This window comes from Paenibacillus sp. FW507-14B1B (genome assembly GCF_058781425.1).
The window spans coordinates 91,427-107,498 of record NZ_JBYSWS010000005.1; the positions used below are offsets into that span (position 1 = coordinate 91,427).

20 protein-coding genes and 1 riboswitch are annotated in these 16,072 nt (G+C 43.1%); of the genes, 9 read left to right on the top strand and 11 right to left on the bottom strand.

Annotation, left to right across the window (positions count from 1 at the left end; translation table 11 throughout):
- Window positions 1-95 precede the first annotated feature (95 nt).
- From AC3WJJ_RS21645 to AC3WJJ_RS21660, 4 genes are all read right to left on the bottom strand, one after another.
- Entirely contained in the window at window positions 96-302 is a 207-nt protein-coding gene (locus AC3WJJ_RS21645) for a hypothetical protein (RefSeq protein WP_492543700.1), read from the bottom strand.
- A complete protein-coding gene (locus tag AC3WJJ_RS21650; RefSeq protein ID WP_492543701.1) occupies window positions 303-971 on the bottom strand; it encodes a glycosyltransferase family A protein in 669 nt (222 codons plus the stop codon). It lies immediately after the preceding gene.
- Between the two features lie 51 nt (window positions 972-1,022).
- Window positions 1,023-1,601 carry a WIAG-tail domain gene (locus AC3WJJ_RS21655; RefSeq protein ID WP_492543702.1) on the bottom strand — a complete coding sequence of 193 codons (579 nt, stop codon included), beginning with the start codon at window positions 1,599-1,601 and terminating at the stop codon, window positions 1,023-1,025.
- Window positions 1,602-1,670: 69 nt separating this feature from the next.
- A complete protein-coding gene (locus AC3WJJ_RS21660; protein WP_492543703.1) occupies window positions 1,671-2,816 on the bottom strand; it encodes a glycosyltransferase family 4 protein in 1,146 nt (381 codons plus the stop codon).
- Window positions 2,817-2,999: 183 nt separating this feature from the next.
- On the opposite strand from AC3WJJ_RS21660, the gene AC3WJJ_RS21665 reads away from it, so the two are divergent.
- Window positions 3,000-4,103, top strand: a complete 1,104-nt coding sequence (locus tag AC3WJJ_RS21665) for a YheC/YheD family endospore coat-associated protein (protein WP_492543704.1) — start codon at window positions 3,000-3,002, stop codon at window positions 4,101-4,103.
- A 63-nt stretch (window positions 4,104-4,166) separates the two neighbouring features.
- Here AC3WJJ_RS21665 and AC3WJJ_RS21670 read toward each other — a convergent pair whose 3' ends face one another.
- The 3 genes from AC3WJJ_RS21670 to AC3WJJ_RS21680 all read right to left on the bottom strand — a co-directional run bounded on the left by AC3WJJ_RS21670 (window position 4,167) and on the right by AC3WJJ_RS21680 (window position 5,919).
- Entirely contained in the window at window positions 4,167-4,562 is a 396-nt protein-coding gene (locus tag AC3WJJ_RS21670) for a helix-turn-helix transcriptional regulator (RefSeq protein WP_422660097.1), read from the bottom strand.
- A 187-nt stretch (window positions 4,563-4,749) separates the two neighbouring features.
- Window positions 4,750-5,439 (bottom strand): hypothetical protein, encoded by a 690-nt coding sequence (locus tag AC3WJJ_RS21675; protein ID WP_492543705.1) that lies wholly within the window; start codon window positions 5,437-5,439, stop codon window positions 4,750-4,752.
- Between the two features lie 321 nt (window positions 5,440-5,760).
- Complete coding sequence (locus AC3WJJ_RS21680) at window positions 5,761-5,919, bottom strand: hypothetical protein (RefSeq protein WP_492543706.1); 159 nt, start codon at window positions 5,917-5,919, stop codon at window positions 5,761-5,763.
- Between the two features lie 329 nt (window positions 5,920-6,248).
- Between AC3WJJ_RS21680 and AC3WJJ_RS21685 the strand changes: the two genes are divergently transcribed.
- The 6 genes from AC3WJJ_RS21685 (at window position 6,249) to queF (ending at window position 10,057) form a co-directional block, all read left to right on the top strand.
- Window positions 6,249-6,566, top strand: a complete 318-nt coding sequence (locus tag AC3WJJ_RS21685) for a hypothetical protein (protein ID WP_492543707.1) — start codon at window positions 6,249-6,251, stop codon at window positions 6,564-6,566.
- 37 nt (window positions 6,567-6,603) lie between these two features.
- Entirely contained in the window at window positions 6,604-7,308 is a 705-nt protein-coding gene (locus AC3WJJ_RS21690; RefSeq protein ID WP_422660093.1) for an AIM24 family protein, read from the top strand.
- 96 nt (window positions 7,309-7,404) lie between these two features.
- Window positions 7,405-7,448, top strand: a riboswitch (PreQ1 riboswitch).
- A 111-nt stretch (window positions 7,449-7,559) separates the two neighbouring features.
- Window positions 7,560-8,237, top strand: coding sequence for a 7-cyano-7-deazaguanine synthase QueC (queC, locus tag AC3WJJ_RS21695; protein WP_492543708.1), 678 nt, complete (start codon window positions 7,560-7,562; stop codon window positions 8,235-8,237).
- On the top strand, window positions 8,237-8,728 hold the full coding sequence (queD, locus tag AC3WJJ_RS21700) for a 6-carboxytetrahydropterin synthase QueD (protein ID WP_492543709.1): 492 nt from the start codon (window positions 8,237-8,239) through the stop codon (window positions 8,726-8,728). The genes queC and queD overlap by 1 nt, the downstream gene beginning before the upstream one ends.
- Before the next feature lie 22 nt (window positions 8,729-8,750).
- Window positions 8,751-9,518, top strand: coding sequence for a 7-carboxy-7-deazaguanine synthase QueE (gene queE, locus AC3WJJ_RS21705; protein ID WP_492544041.1), 768 nt, complete (start codon window positions 8,751-8,753; stop codon window positions 9,516-9,518).
- A 41-nt stretch (window positions 9,519-9,559) separates the two neighbouring features.
- Window positions 9,560-10,057 (top strand): preQ(1) synthase, encoded by a 498-nt coding sequence (queF, locus tag AC3WJJ_RS21710; protein ID WP_422660090.1) that lies wholly within the window; start codon window positions 9,560-9,562, stop codon window positions 10,055-10,057.
- Window positions 10,058-10,114: 57 nt separating this feature from the next.
- Here the strand turns inward: queF and AC3WJJ_RS21715 are convergent, their stop codons facing one another.
- From AC3WJJ_RS21715 to AC3WJJ_RS21725, 3 genes are all read right to left on the bottom strand, one after another.
- On the bottom strand, window positions 10,115-11,020 hold the full coding sequence (locus AC3WJJ_RS21715; protein ID WP_492543710.1) for an EcsC family protein: 906 nt from the start codon (window positions 11,018-11,020) through the stop codon (window positions 10,115-10,117).
- A gap of 131 nt (window positions 11,021-11,151) precedes the next feature.
- Complete coding sequence (locus AC3WJJ_RS21720; protein ID WP_492543711.1) at window positions 11,152-11,619, bottom strand: Dps family protein; 468 nt, start codon at window positions 11,617-11,619, stop codon at window positions 11,152-11,154.
- 194 nt (window positions 11,620-11,813) lie between these two features.
- The gene (locus tag AC3WJJ_RS21725) at window positions 11,814-13,283 is read right to left on the bottom strand and encodes a potassium/proton antiporter (RefSeq protein WP_492543712.1); all 1,470 of its coding nucleotides are present in this window, start codon (window positions 13,281-13,283) and stop codon (window positions 11,814-11,816) included.
- Between the two features lie 184 nt (window positions 13,284-13,467).
- Between AC3WJJ_RS21725 and AC3WJJ_RS21730 the strand changes: the two genes are divergently transcribed.
- Window positions 13,468-14,616, top strand: a complete 1,149-nt coding sequence (locus tag AC3WJJ_RS21730; RefSeq protein ID WP_492543713.1) for a GNAT family N-acetyltransferase — start codon at window positions 13,468-13,470, stop codon at window positions 14,614-14,616.
- Between the two features lie 71 nt (window positions 14,617-14,687).
- Here the strand turns inward: AC3WJJ_RS21730 and AC3WJJ_RS21735 are convergent, their stop codons facing one another.
- Entirely contained in the window at window positions 14,688-15,545 is an 858-nt protein-coding gene (locus AC3WJJ_RS21735; RefSeq protein WP_492543714.1) for a hypothetical protein, read from the bottom strand.
- 201 nt (window positions 15,546-15,746) lie between these two features.
- Between AC3WJJ_RS21735 and AC3WJJ_RS21740 the strand changes: the two genes are divergently transcribed.
- A complete protein-coding gene (locus tag AC3WJJ_RS21740; RefSeq protein WP_492543715.1) occupies window positions 15,747-16,019 on the top strand; it encodes a hypothetical protein in 273 nt (90 codons plus the stop codon).
- Window positions 16,020-16,072 lie beyond the last annotated feature (53 nt).

Genomic DNA, 16,072 nt, shown 5'->3' on the forward strand with positions numbered 1-16,072 from the left:
AGGGTATACTTGACTCATTTATTTGCAAATAGGTTGTCGCTATATCTTTCATCCGCTTTAAAAACAAAAAAACCCGCATAATTGCGGGTTTCTAATTAAAATATATAACCATCTTCGTATCCTCGTGCAAAACCGACCTTGAACGCATCGTTGTAAGTTAAATCATAAGGTAGGTTCAATTCTGGAGAACTCTCCCGAGCCATCGTCTTGTTATGCAAGGTTCCCAAACGATTGCGGTAACGACCTGAAGAACCTTTAAGTTTTCGCTGTCCAGATTTCATCAAGTAACGCCTCTGCTTCATTCAAACGCCCCCTTTGCCTTCAACCATATTTACGTTTTCCACAGGGATTTGTCTGATCCATTCACCAAGGCATTCTTGAAGGGTAGATAATTCATTATTCCAGAGTTCTATTCTGGATAAAAGCTCTCTTCGAAACATTAAACAACAAATATTCCACTTGGCCAAAGTATGATGATCCATACCTTGATTAACACCTACGATTTCTACCGAATCATCCCGATCAAGTTCCACAATCAGTTCATCAATCCAGCTATCGTAAGAAGGTATATCACCTAACCATAACATGATCCTCTTACCCGCTGATACTTGAATCGCTGTGCCTAGCACTCGAGTGATTCCTTCATCTTGTTTAGCCATGATGTGCCTAATACAGCCGGATCTCTCTTCTAGATATTTCTTTGTCGATTCTGAACATTCAGCGCTCGCTACCATTAATTCGTAAGGGTGTTTAGTCAAGGCTTCAATTCGTTCTATGGTACGTATAGTATCCTCTCTTGTCGAATCGACAGGTAGAATGATACTCGTTCCATCAAATATTCGGTTACGCTGTGCCTTCCCCAGTTCAAAACCTAAAGCGTAACCCGCCTTATAACCAGAGGAATAGCCCCTTTCTGCCCCCTTAACCGGATGAGCAGTAGCGATTCTTGAGTAAAGTCTCCCTCTTCTCATGATCATAAACTGCCTTTCATCTGAACTTGCCAATTACATCAGAATATCAACTTACTTAGCTGTGCCACCAAAAGAAATCCAAGATAGACAACCTTCCGATACGCCTGCTCCCTCTGTACGCCGAATCCCAATCACAGCTTCCTGCTGGGACCGAGTAAGAACATAAGCGTAAAATGCCGGATGACTGCATGTTGTCATCAATACATAATGCTCATCTTGATAGGAGGATTGAAGTGATATGGTTATAAAGATTTCGCTTTGCTCTTCTGAAAAAGAAAAGGGTTCATTTCCGAACTGTTGAAGTAAGTGAAGTCCCGAAATTCCTTGTACCGGATTAAATGAAAGATGACCAAGCTCAACCGAGTCCGGAGCGATTTTGGAAGAGGTAACCGATTCTGCTGACAGATGGATACTGTGGACCGTATAATCTTCGATAGCCTCACTTCTCACACTTCGGTGCTTTAGGTGGGAAGCACTAATAATGTCATCCGCCAAATGTCCGGTCGCATCACAATGTGAACCTTCCCCGTTGTCCGATGTTCCTCTCACAGCCAATGGTTGAAGATAGTCAACATACCGCCGGAAAGGTCCTCTCCCTCTCCTCCGGGTGATCCTTCTTGCTTTGTTCACAGGCGGCTCTCTCCTCTGCTTTCATTCGTTATGCCATCCTATTCCGAAGGAGCCGCTACTGTCACTCACTTATATATTTTGCATTAATAATCCCCATCGCTCTGCTGTATGCTCCCACCTGAAATGCTGTCGTACGGATTCACGCGCTGACATTCCGATATGTGTTCGCAGATTCTCATCCTCTAACAGTACGTTTATCCTCTCCGACAACTCAGATGCCAGATTACTCTGAGGTATCAAAAATCCGTTAACCCCATTCTTTACAATCTCAGGAATTCCTCCTGCGTTTGATGCAATGACAGGAACTCCTGAGGCCATGGCCTCTACATTCACCAATCCAAAAGCTTCTCTTGCTGAAGAAGGTACGACCACAACGTCAGCAAGAGAATACCAATCTGCTATGTTAGGATATGGAACAAAGGGAAGAAAAGTAATCCAGGATTCATATGGTTTAGCTACTTTTTTCAATTCTTGAACGTAAGAAGTTTCTCGATCCGACCCATAAGACGCACTACCAATGATCAATAGCAGTATATCAGGGTGTTTATCGATAATTTGAGGCAAAGCTTCGATCAAATGGTGCACTCCCTTGTCTGGGATTAGACGACCGACAAATAATACAATGCGTCTTTTTTTCCACCCATAATGAGTTAGTTTTGCCTCTTTAAGAGCTTGAGCTATCGGGCTAAATGGAGGAGAAAAGTGATTAAAACTCACACCAAGATGATTGACTGTTATCTTTTCTTTCAAATCAGGATTGTGCAGAACAATATCTTCAGAAAGAAAGTGACTATTCACTACGATTCGATCCAAAGCGTTAGCAATTTTACCAAAGCGTTGTCTGCTCATATATGGAGAACTAATAAACGTATTGGAGTGTAAACTGAGGACCACCTTTACAGCTGGAAGATGCAATTTGAGCCGCTGTGCCAAGATTGGCCTGTTGTGAACTTCAGCGACATCGGGTCTCCACTGAGATAATCTACGCAGCAAGGAAGGATAATAGGATACTCCGGATGGTAGTCGAAACACTGGAACTCCATCAATTGCCCCTCTAGATGGAAGTCCTTTTCCCATCACTCCATATATTCGAATATCCATCTTTTCCTGCACTAAAGGAAGCGTCTGCTCCACGACCCTTTCAACGGAGCTACTCCTTCCTGATGGAATAACAAAAGACCCCGGTGTCACTACCGCAACCTTCCGCAAACTCATAAACCCACATCCTTCTCACATCATACTTCAGCATATACCGTTAGAGGGTCTATTGGTGACTCGTATGACTGAAATAATAATAGGCCAATCCTGTGTGACACCCGTCCATCCAAGGCCCCTTTCTCTCGCATACGCTATGAGAAGCGAGATATAACATACATTGTTGTAGTAAGGGGGATGACCATGCAACCGGAATATGTCGGCATCCTGCTCAATGACAGCAAATACCGCGGGATTCCTACTAGCAATACAGGCACAGAGTCTTTACAGCTTTATGAAGAAGCTTCAAAAATGTTCCGACTAGTTCCCTGCTTCTTTCGAATACAAGACATATCTCTGAACACGAATACAGTTGACGGTTATGTCTGGACTCCGTCCGGCTATGTTATTACAACATTGCCAATTCCGCGTGTTATCCATAACAGGGCTATTCATCACGATCCAAGTGCTCAACAAGTTATTAGCTCTCTTCTATCAACTGGTACTTTTGTCTTCAATGCCAACACGCGGTACGGCAAGGATATCGTTCATCTCATGCTTTTAAAGGATCCTCTGATGCAGCCTGCGCTACCACATAGCCTACCTGCAAAATCTGCAACTATTAAATCCATGCTCAGGCAGCATGGGGATCTTGTACTCAAACCATGCAGTGGTAGCATTGGACAGGGGATTATGCGTCTGCGACGTGGAAAATCCCACGATTATTTTACGTATTCAAAGTCTTCACCTTCTGCTAATGGATGGAGAACAGCGCGCATAACAAAAGGGAAACTTCCAACCCTCCTCTTAAAAAGAATTAGTTCGAAACCATTTCTTGCCCAGCAACGAATTCCACTCGCTGAATATGACGGACGCCCCTATGATATTCGCGTTACGGTACAACGCGGATTATGCGGCAACTGGGAGATCAGTGGGATGTTCGCCAGGACTTCACCAGCGCGTACCTTTGTCTCGAATATTGCTCAAGGCGGCTCTGTTTATAACGTTCAAAAATTATTCTCTCACTCGTTCCCCAGCATACCGCCCGAAAGACTAGTCGAACGAATAACAAACTTCGCAATGCAAACGGCTACTTCACTCACGCGTCATATGCCTTATTCAGCAGATTTTGGCATCGATGTTGCTGTGACTCTGAAAGGTGAGCTGTTCTTCATTGAAGCTAATGGCTGTGACCAGCGGTATGGATTTCGTGAGGCAGGGATGGATCATGCTTGGAAGGAAACCTATCGAAAGCCAATGGCCTTTGCACGGTATTTGCTTAATACGGGAAACTGGCCATCTCATTAAATCCCTCCAGATAAGAAAACAGCGATTCCCTCATAGGAATCGCTGTTTACTGCTTGTTATATGTTACGTTTCCGAGCAACCTTCACGGTCACCACTCTGAATCTCCGCTTTTTCAGCGCTTTGCTTGTATACAGCTGCTAGCACTTTTTCGTATGCGCCCTCGAAACTCTCTGGTAGAATAGGCTTGAGTTCCTCCAGTAAAGGGAGCAGCTTGTATAAAGCCTGAACTTCTTCCTCTGTTAATCCTAACGGGTACATTGCAAAGTGACCAATAAACGTATATCCCCGTCCCCGTCCCTGATGGGTAATCGGTATGTGCATAGCACTTAAAGCATCCATATCTCGATATATGGTTCTTTCACTTGTTCCACACCGTTCAGCTAATTCCCTAGCTAGTATGCCTGGTCTCGCTTGAACAAGTGTAATTATTCTCATTAGTCGGATTAGTCGGTCTGTCATATGCATTTCTCCCTATCTATCTAGTAAATTAGACTTATATAACAAGACTTTATACTAGTACATTCGACCCTAATACCCTTTTTCCTTCTTTACCGACTATTTATTTAGCACAGTTTATAGGCTAATTGAACCGCTGAAGAAATAAGCCAAAAGTCCTCTTTCAAAAAATGGGAATAAATGCCCACATTTATCCAGCGGCAGCAGCCTCATATGTGTTTATAAACGTATGGCTTAAAGCATATAGTATCTCCGCTTCTACTAAATAATCAGTATCACCCAAACGTATGGCCTGTAATAGCATCTCGTCCGCACGACGACGAATAATCTCTTCTCCACGTTCATAGTAGCCCCGTTCAAATGCCAATAAAGCACTTTCTAGCACAGCTGGATTTTGGAGTATCTTCATGCATTTTTCCACTCGATGATCAACTTTTTTAAGATGCACTGCCGTATGATTGCTAAACTGAAGCGAAATCGTGCGCGAGGGCAATATCACTTGTCTGTTCATACCATCCTTGTATGTACATAGCGCTGTAACAATAGGATGAGTGCCTGAAGGACGGGAAGCGAACTCGAACTCTAACACAATTCGTCTATCTTCTCCTTCTGGAAGGGATCCAATCCATAGCGTGCAGTTCAGCTCATTAAGCATCTCAACCTTACAACCGTACAAAGCTTTCAATCCTACTCCACTCCCCAACTGAAGATGAAGCTGAATTTCTTCGGCTATATGTCTGGAATTAGCAATATGGTTTCTCGGCTTAACCTTCGACCCTCGCCATTCCACCAGCAAGTAGACCTGATTGGCGCCGCTTGCGGCTACATGGTTCCTGCTCCATGTAAACTCCGTATACACGCCCGACTGCAAAACATCCACCTCTTTCCTATTCTTTTATTAATGTACCAATACGGACGGACAGCTTTCTGTCATGGAACATACGTTCCCAACATAAATTCAACAAAAAAAGTCATAGCTTGGATAAAATGTCCCCCATCTATGGACAACTGTATATAATGCAAAAAAAAAGGCAGACCCCGCCTTCACTGACGGATCTGCCCTTTTGTATATTGTGCCATTCACAACATAATTACATAAGAAAACACAACAAAAAACGCTCATTTGCTAGAGTGTGTATATCTAACACATTCTAGCAAAAGAACGCTTTTATTAGTTAACTTCTCGTTCTCTTATTTAAAGTTAATTGATGCCACTACCAGTTAATCGATTCTCATTATGCAAATACGTATCGCTAGTCGTTACAACCGGTGCATACGTAACTTTGTCAATCACAAGTCCATTGCCTACTGGCTTTCCGTTTACTGTAATCATAATTTTCTTAACATTATTCTGTTCCATTTCTGATATTCTCCTTTATATTTCGGTTCATTATTCGTATATTTCGCTTGAATCGTAAGTGTTTTGGGTTAATAAATTGTGTATGCAGCCTGCTTCCTTATATACATTACCCTGCCCAGCCTATTATTAAACGCCCAAAGATATGATTTAGAAACTTGACGAAACTTGTCACGTATATTATTTTCAAGGCGATAGATTAATATGAAGGCGGTGACGCTTTGGACAAGCTTCGATATATAAGAATAACTTTTCTTATACTAATTCTCTTAACAAGTACAACCCTCCTCTATAATAGTGGGCGCACCGCTCATGCAGGTTATTTCACCGATATGTATAACAATATTAAAGAATTCACAGAATTACCGAGCGAAATAAACGAAATTAAGAACAGTTACCAACAAACACTGCAAGAACTCGATCGGGCCCGGCTTAGTACAGAAATGTATCAAAAACAAAATGCTGATCTAGCAGAACAAAATCAACAGCTTACAAAAATGGTCGAACAGCTCCAGGCAGCTGAGGCGGCAAGAGAGCGTAGAGCAGAGCGTATAAAGACCATCGTAATTACTGGGATAGCACTTCTAGCTGGATACTTCGTATTAACACGGGCTCTCCGCTATGGAATGAGCCGCACCAATCGACTCTGATGCTTATTGTCACACTTGTCATAAGGAGGAAACTTAATTGATCATTCGATTGGAGGATATTTCGGCGAGCGGCAGCGGTCAAGCTGTCACTTTCTCACTTCAAGAAGGAGATACTGCTCATATATTGCATCCCGAACAAATTGTAGCTTATCGAGGACCGTCTCAGAATCGTAACGATCGGTTCATGAATGTAAAGGGCATTTTCCGCAAAAACAAACTTATTCGAGCAGACATTAGCGGCCCAAGCCAGTTTACCGCAGCTCTCCCTCATGGTTTTAGCATGAGAGAGATTAAGCTAACGGACAATCAGGATATGTTGTATGATTTCAGGCATGTATTTTTTTATACCCGTGGTGTTAGTATGCAGACCCGTATTCTAAAGATCAAAAATATGCTTATCACCCGAGATGCGGTCAAGATCAAATTTAGTGGTAATGGAAGTATCGGTATTCTGACTCAAGGCCCAGTCTGTGAAGCTAAACTTCATCCAACAGAACCTTTATATGTGGATGCTGGAAGTATTATCGCCTATCCGGAGAATGCCAAGCTAGAGTTGACCGTATATGGTAACAATCTGGCAAGCCAGCATATGAACTACCACTGGAAACTAACTGGCGAAGGCTTTGTCCTTTTCCAGGCAGGTAGACAAAATCAGCAGCTAGAGCGAGAAATGAATGACGAGGGAATCATTAAACGGTTTTTAAGGGAAGTGATCCCATTCGGCGGTGTATTTATCAAATGAGCGCATCGTGTTATAATGGTCCCTATATGGTTACAACTCCGGTTGTTTACAACCCATAATAATAGACAATTTCAAAACAATCCATGCTTTTGCAGCATGGGAGAGGTTCGTGAACTCCCTCTATAAAAAACTATACGGCCCTTATTCCATAGGATAAGGCTTGTTTTTTTGTGGAATCAGTTCAGAACCTCTCTTTCTTCAGGAAAGCTCTACGCTGCCTGCTATCATGAGAAGAATGAGGGGTTTTTTATATGCTTAAAAATGAAAAAGCGGTTGTTGTCTTCAGCGGCGGCCAAGACAGTACTACCTGTCTTTTCTGGGCGAAAAAGCAGTTCGCTGAGGTCGAAACGGTAACTTTTGATTACGGACAGCGCCATAAATATGAGATTGAATGTGCAGCACAAATTGCACAAGAACAAGGAGTACAGCAGACCATACTTGATATGAGTCTCTTAAACCAGCTTGCACCCAATGCACTTACACGCAGCGATGTGGATATTGCTGAAGGCGACAATGGCGTTCCTAATACTTTTGTTGACGGACGTAATCATCTATTCCTCAGCTTTGCAGCGGTGTTAGCTAAACAAAAGGGTGCACGTCATCTGGTAACTGGTGTATGCGAAACCGACTTTAGTGGCTATCCCGACTGTCGCGACAACTTCATAAAATCATTGAATGTCACGCTTAATTTAGCTATGGATTATCCATTCGTTATTCATACGCCTCTTATGTGGCTTGATAAAGCCGAAACTTGGGAGCTAGCTGACCAAATGGGAGAGCTCGAATATATACGTCAGCACACGTTGACTTGCTATAACGGTATTAAAGGTGATGGGTGCGGAGAATGCCCTGCTTGTCAGCTTAGAAAAGCTGGGCTGGATAAATATTTAAACCGCCGGTCTTCACATAGTAAAGGGGGAGTTCTGTAGTGAGTCGTCAGCCCGGAGCTTTCCGCATCGTGGAACATCTACAGAAACTTGGTGAGGATATCGATGTTAAGAGCCTTCGGTATCACAATAAGCGAGTACTCGTCTCTAAAGAGTTCACTTTTGATGCTGCTCATCACTTACACGCATACGAAGGTAAATGTAAGAATCTACACGGACATACCTACAAGGTTGTGTTCGGGATTAGTGGCAAACCTGATGAGGTCGGTATCACAGTGGACTTTGGCCAAATCAAGGAAATCTGGAAGTCAGAGATTGAGCCATTTCTCGATCACCGCTATCTCAATGAAACGTTGCCACCCATGAATACAACAGCCGAGAACATGGTCGTATGGCTGTATGAACATATGGAGCATGCACTATCACAGCAAGAGGCCTTTTTACAACAGGAAACACGAACTGAATTCGTTCGTCTGTATGAGACACCTACGAGCTATGCAGAGGTTAGACGGGAGTGGATGGAACATGAGTAACGTAGAAAGTTATTCCCCAGTTATGAATTCTTCAGGGAATTCAGCAAGTGCAGGTGTTATAGATCGCCCCATACCCGTCATGGAAATATTCGGACCAACGGTCCAGGGTGAAGGTATGGTCATTGGTCGTAAGACAATGTTCGTCCGCACGGCCGGTTGTGACTATCGCTGCTCCTGGTGTGACTCTGCATTCACATGGGACGGAAGTGGAGCCGATTCCATTTCCCGTATGAGTCCGAATGAAATCTGGGAAGAATTGCTGCGCCTAGGTGGTGATCGGTTCGACCACGTTACACTTTCTGGGGGAAATCCAGCCCTCTTATCTCAACTCGGTGGTTTAGTTGATGTACTGCACTGCCACGGGATTACTGTAGCTGTGGAAACACAAGGATCACGCTGGCAAGACTGGTTGATTGATATTGATGAAGTGACCATATCACCGAAACCGCCTAGTTCGGGAATGGATACGGATTGGAATAAGCTTGATGATATCATCTCCCGGTTGTCTGGACGTGCACCTGGGCGCTCTTTCAGTCTGAAAGTTGTCGTCTTTGACGATGCCGATCTAGCCTATGCAGAGACCGTGCATGAGCGCTATCCAAATGTACCTTTCTATGTACAGACTGGGAATCCGGATGTAACAACCTCTGATTCCTCTTCACATATTTCTCATTTAATTGAGCGCTATGAGCATCTGGTGGATGCAGTTATGAAATCTGATCGATTGAACGATGTTCGGGTGCTTCCGCAGCTCCATACCTTAGTGTGGAGTAATAAACGGGGCGTCTAACCCTTCAAGATAACGATAACAATACAAAGGAGTTTTTGATTATGGCCGGAAGACAACGCGAGGAAATGGAAGATATTACTTTACTAGGTAACCAAGGGACCAAATATCAATTCGAATACGACCCAAGTATTCTTGAAAGCTTTGATAACAAGCACCCTTACCGTGACTATTTCGTGAAATTCAACTGTCCGGAGTTTACAAGCCTGTGCCCAATCACCGGTCAGCCTGACTATGCAACCATCTATATTAGCTATGTTCCAGATATTAAAATGGTTGAAAGCAAGGCGCTAAAACTTTACCTATTCAGCTTTAGAAACCACGGCGATTTCCATGAGGACTGCGTTAACATTATTATGAACGATCTGATTAAGTTGATGGATCCACGTTACATTGAAGTTTGGGGTAAATTCACACCACGTGGAGGAATCTCCATCGATCCTTATTGTAACTATGGCCGACCTGGTACAAAATATGAAGAAATGGCCGCACATCGCCTGATGAACCATGATATGTATCCAGAAAAAGTAGATAACCGCTAGAACCAAAAAACCGGAGTCAGCCACATCGGCAGCTCCGGTTTATTTAGGATAAAGAGACTATTCCATATTCCTCAGTCGCTGATTAATTCTACGCTTCTTATATAGCATCTTGCCTGTCTCCGCTACATCTCCAATGGTTCCTTTATTGCTGATGGACCCAAAGACAATACCAGCGATCGGTATCAACTGAAACAGCTTTTTCATACCAAAGCTGTCCGTATAAGATTGAACTACTTCACGCCAGCCTTGTAGTTGGGAGAATACCTGATCAGAATTCTGTTCATCATCAAATGCAGCCAGTTCCTCTAGTACCGCCTTCTTACCAACGATGTCGGCAGACGAGAACTGCAGACATTTCACAATAAATACCCGCTCCCTTGGATCATAAGGATCATATCCATAACAGAGTGCCATTTCCTGCAGCACCTTCAATGATTGTCCCAGAACCAATGGAATATCAGCGGCAATTGTAAAAATCCCACCAATCCCTGTTGCAGCACCCTGAGCAGCTGCGAATTTAACCCGTTTCGCCGTGATACCGTCTGCTGCCGTATCCATGACATGAATAGAAAGCTTTGAAGCCTCATCGAGTGTCAGAACTTCGTCTACTTCACGCTGAGGACTCCCCTTCTCGTTAGCGATTTCTTCTTCATTATCAGGAATGCCTTCAGCTTCAAGAGAATCCTTTAATCCTTTTGTTCCACGCGCTTCCGTCTCGGCTAGCACCTTCATTACGGATTTCTTGCTCACTAAGTACTTTCCTCCAGATTGAATGAAGGAACCAACTTCATTCAGCGCTTCACCGACCTTATCACGTACAATCTTAGGCGTTAATCGATCCAGAAGCATAAATGGTATGCGCCCAATTTTTTCCCAGAAAAAAACATCCTTCTGCTCCTTCTCCCATTTCAAAATTGTCTCTAGCTGGGATTCCAGATGCTGCTTTGATTCCAGATTACTCATTCTCTCTCTCCCCCTTATCTTCTAAGAAGATTATACGCATAAGTCTGAGGAAGGACGCGAATTTATTCTTCGATACAAAAAAAGCCATCCCAAAGTAGAATAAATCTACTTCGGAACAGCTCCTTCATATATTATTTACCTAAATATGCGCTTAGCATCCAGCTCTGCTTTTCCACTTCAGTCCGCATCCCAATTAGTAAGTCAGCGCTTGGGTCGTCGCCAATTTCACCGGCAATTTCAATTCCTGATTTCATATTCTCTACAAGTGCCTTAAAGTCAGAAATTAATGCTTCGACCATCTGCTCAGCACTGTTCTCGCCCGCAGCTTCTTGAATCGTCGCAAGCTTCAAGTATTCAGCCATTGTTGCTGCTGGTTTCCCACCGATAGCAAGCAAGCGTTCAGCAATCTCATCAACATATTCTGCTGCGGTATTATATAATTCTTCGAACTTTTCATGTAGTGTAAAAAATTGTGGGCCTTTTACAAACCAGTGATAATTATGAAGCTTTACACCAAGCAAGCTCCAGTTAGCCAGTTGTGTATTCAAGATGGTATTCAGTTCATTTGTAATTTGGGTGTCTTTAGTTACGCTACTCATCATTGTGTACCCCTTTTCCAATATTATATTTAGACTTAATCTAAATCCTTGTATTAAGTATAGCATATGGTCACTCTATTGGCAAAAGAGTTCTTGTTGTTTTTGATGAAGTTAGCATGAAGATTTCAAACCTTTTTTATACCCAAATCTTATGTTGAGAATTGAAAAAAAGCTGTGAACATTCTCATACGCTCCTATTTTTGAACTGTACCCTGTGGAACCAGTCCCAGTATTGATTTCATCTGCTTACGTTTTGTCTTAGGACTCATCACATATAAGGTATCCCCCTGTTCAATAATAGTATTGCCCTTCGGAGTAATAATCCGATCTTCACGAATGATAGCCGTAAACAAAATATCATCCGGTAAATTCAAATTCTGAATTTCTTGACCGATGACTGGCATATTCTTCTGAACACGGACATGCGTTATTTCTGAATTGGCTTTTCCGAGAGCGAACAATTCTAATAAGGAAGGTGCCTCCGGCCTATCTTTCTCCACTAACTTTAGCTTTACTGCAAGGGGCGAGATGGTTGTCCCTTGAATAATTGCTGAGGTAAGAACGACGAAAAAAACCACATTGAAAAACATCTGTCCGCCCTCGACCCCTGCAATGAGAGGATATGTAGCAAGCACAATCGGAACTGCTCCACGTAGACCAGCCCAAGCAATCATGATCTTCTCACGAAACGCAAACTTGGTGAACATTAGACTAAGTAGTACACCAATGGGACGGGCTACAAACATGAGCAAAAGCGACAATAATAATCCTTGCCAAGCAATGCCCGAAAGTTGATTCGGAAATACGAGTAGACCAAGCAGTACAAACATCGCAATCTGCATCATCCAAGCGAACCCTTGATTAAAAGCAAGAATAGTTCGTCTATAGGTTAACTCTGCATTTCCTAGTACCAAAGCCATCACATACACAGCCAAAAGTCCGCTGCATTGGAGTAAGGCTGCTACGCCGTAGGTCATAATCGCAAACCCTAATGCCATTACAGGATAAAGACCGGATGAGTCAAAATTAATACGATTAATGATATAGATAGCTATAAACCCAACGAGAACTCCGACAACAAGTCCTAATCCCATTTCCATAAAAAAGGATAGAATCATTCCGAAGACACTAATATCCGGCATTTGAATCCATTCAATGAGAGAAACCGTCAGGAATACAGCCATTGGATCGTTGCTCCCGGACTCTGCTTCAAGTGTGGAAGTTATCTTTTGTTTCACATTTAGTCCACCAAGGACAGAAAATACGGCAGCTGCATCGGTTGAGCCAACAATTGCACCGATGAGCAAGCCTTTTTCAATCGGTATATCCAAGATAAAGGTCGCACATAGTCCCACGACGATCGTGGTAGCAAGAACCCCTACCGTTGCAAGTGACAGAGCAGGTCCAAGCACAGGCTTAATCTCTTTGAACTCCGTCTGCATTCCCCCTTGAAACAAAATAACAATCAGCGCAAAAATCCCGACAAGCTGCGTAATCTCCGCATCATCATAATAAATATATCGGCTTAGAATCATACCTAAAGCAATAAATAATACTAGTGCCGGCATCCCAAACCGGGCCGAGAATTTGGTTGTCAATACACCCGTTAACAAAAGTAGTGCAGACACCAATATGACCAAATCAACAAAACTTAACAAGTTCATCCCTCCGACTTGAAGACTTGCTATATTATTACCCTAAAATTGTCTGAGCAAGTCGGTGTAAGCATATTGAAACTTTCAAGAACTTGTTTGTGAGCGCTTACTAGTATTGTTGGTGATAGAACTTTATACTGGAGACATAAGGTTTTTATAAAAAAAGATCGAGCATTGGAGGCTCTTGGATACTGTGAATATTAAATTAATGGATTCCAATTCATTGCAACAAGCCGTAAAATTATCGGACCGTATCTTTTTGAAACAACCTGAACAGCCGTCTATGGAAACTTCCTTCCCTTTGATATTTGATCCTGGGTTTAGTCATTCCTACGGAGCATTTGATGACAAAGGGAATTTGGCTTCATTCATGGGCCTGGTTCCCTTCACCATTCGAGCAGAAGCTGCTAATTTAAAAGTTTACTCCATCGGTTCCGTCTGTACCGATGAAGACAATCGTGGAAAAGGACTCGCAGGTGAATTGCTCAATCAGTGTAAGGCACATGCCGAGCGCTCAGGTGCTTCTCTTATCTTCATCTCTGGAGGTCGCTCACTCTATACGCGTGCCAACTGCCGTCATTTCGGTCGTGCCACGGAGTTAAAACTCACCTCTCAAGAAGCCGCACAAATTACTGACAATCTTCAGCAGTCCTACCTTGTCCGTGAAATGTCTCCAGAAGATAGCTTCTCCATCCATGAATTACTAGAGAAGCGTACGTCGACCTATGTCAGCACGGTGTCTGAACTAGATAAACTTCTGGATGCAAGTGCCTTTGCGAATGTAATTCGACTTGAACAGAGGGTTCTGATGGCTGAACAGGATGGGTCTATTGTGGCATTTGCGATCATGGGTGTACCCGGAACCAAAATGACACCATCAAGACCTCCCACACTCATTGAATGGGGTGGGGATGCAGAAGCGGCTGCCTGTATTTTAGCTCAGTCGCTCTCCCTCTATGATCTAGAGGAACTTATAATAACGCTACCTTGGCAGGATCAAGAACTATCTGGCTTGTTGCAATCTGCTGGATGCGATGTGGATAACATTCAGAATTCTGGAACCCTATATCTCGTTAATGGCCGTGAGCTGCTACGCCAAATTGCCCCACTGTTACCGGAAGAGGCAGCAGGTATGATACAAGCTCAAGGAGATCACGGACCTTATTTTTATCATCATAATAAAGAAACGATTACACTAGATGATGAAGGTCTGCTATCACTTTTATTCGATCCAGAATCTCCTTATCGCAAGCCTGTGACAGTGACTCACGGTTCGGAAGAGCATAGTTATTCACTTCGCGTAATTCCGCTACCTTATACAGCGGGACTGCAATATATTTAATTCTTCACTCCACATATAACATTCGAAGAAGCCTCCGATGCGAACCATCGGAGGCTTTCTCGCGAATTGAACTATTGTAAAAACTTGAACGTACGCATTACAACTTTAGCTTCATCCACCATTCGAGCGTATTCAGCCACTTCATTTTCGCTAAATGGATTATCAAGTGGCAGCACATAGAAGAATACATTACCATTCTTCTCCGCTAATTTATGAAGCTGGCCATAAGGATCCTGCTCCCACTTCTGAACAGGAACTTTATAAAAACTGATGATAGGTGCATGATCCCCGGTCTTTGACTTGAACAGTAACTCCACTTTGTCTTTCTTTTCACGGGCGATATACTTCCCAGCCCAGTGCGATGGAAGCTCCAACGAGAACCCAAACTTTTTGCTTACATAAGTGATTTGTGCTTCTCCAGGGACACTACCAATTGCCTCACCCTTATTAACAATGTTCGATACGTACCAGTTATTCTGCTGTTGTACGGTCTGAATTGACCAACGCTGTTTATAAGTTAATTTCGTTGAGTCCGTATAGATCATATCTACAGTGAACGACCACACACCTGGGCGAACCTTCTTGCCTTTACTTAATGAATAAGATTTCACCCACGGACTCGAAGTTCCCGTCACCCAGTTTAATTCCTCGAATTGTTGCTTTGTTGCCTTTCGTAACGACTCTGTCATTACCGCATACTGCAAAGCTCCATTTCGATCTTTCACGCCTTTTGCCCATGTTGTAGCAGCTGCTTCCGGGGAAGAAGCGGCCAAAGCTTGTTCCAGCATATAAATCTGTTGCGACTGAGATGCTTGAGAATCCCTTTTTGCTGTGTTCACGGATTCTGGGTTATTATTGGCAAACGCTGTTGTCCCTACCGTTAAACACAATAATACCGTTACACCGGCCATCCATTTTTTCAGATTCATTACAAGCCTCCTTGAATATATATTCTTCACCTTTATAAACGGAAAAAATCGAATAAAGTAACATGACATTATGATTAAATTTCTCTCATTTATTTGTCATCTTTCATGCATCAACACATGCCCATTTTTTTAGAACAAGCACCCCTATATTCCACTTCAGCATAGGATACAGTAGCCTATTATAAGGAAGGGGAAACTTACATGAGTCAAGAACAGAAGCCGAGAAGTATCCAGAGTCTTGTGGGCTATCCGGTCAGTTATCCTTACCCTCCATACAGTTACTATCCTTATCCTTATCCATATCCTTATCCATACTACCCTTATCCGTATTATCCATATCATGGAGGAGGTCATTGGGGACATGGGCACTGGGGACATGGGGGACATGGGCATGGACCTGGCGGTCCGGGTGGTCCGGGTGGTCCCGGTCATGGACCTGGTGGTCATCGCCAGTATGGACCGAACAAAAAATAAAATTATAGAAACGAAAAAGAACAGCTCTCCGAAGAGGGCTGTTCTTTTACTGA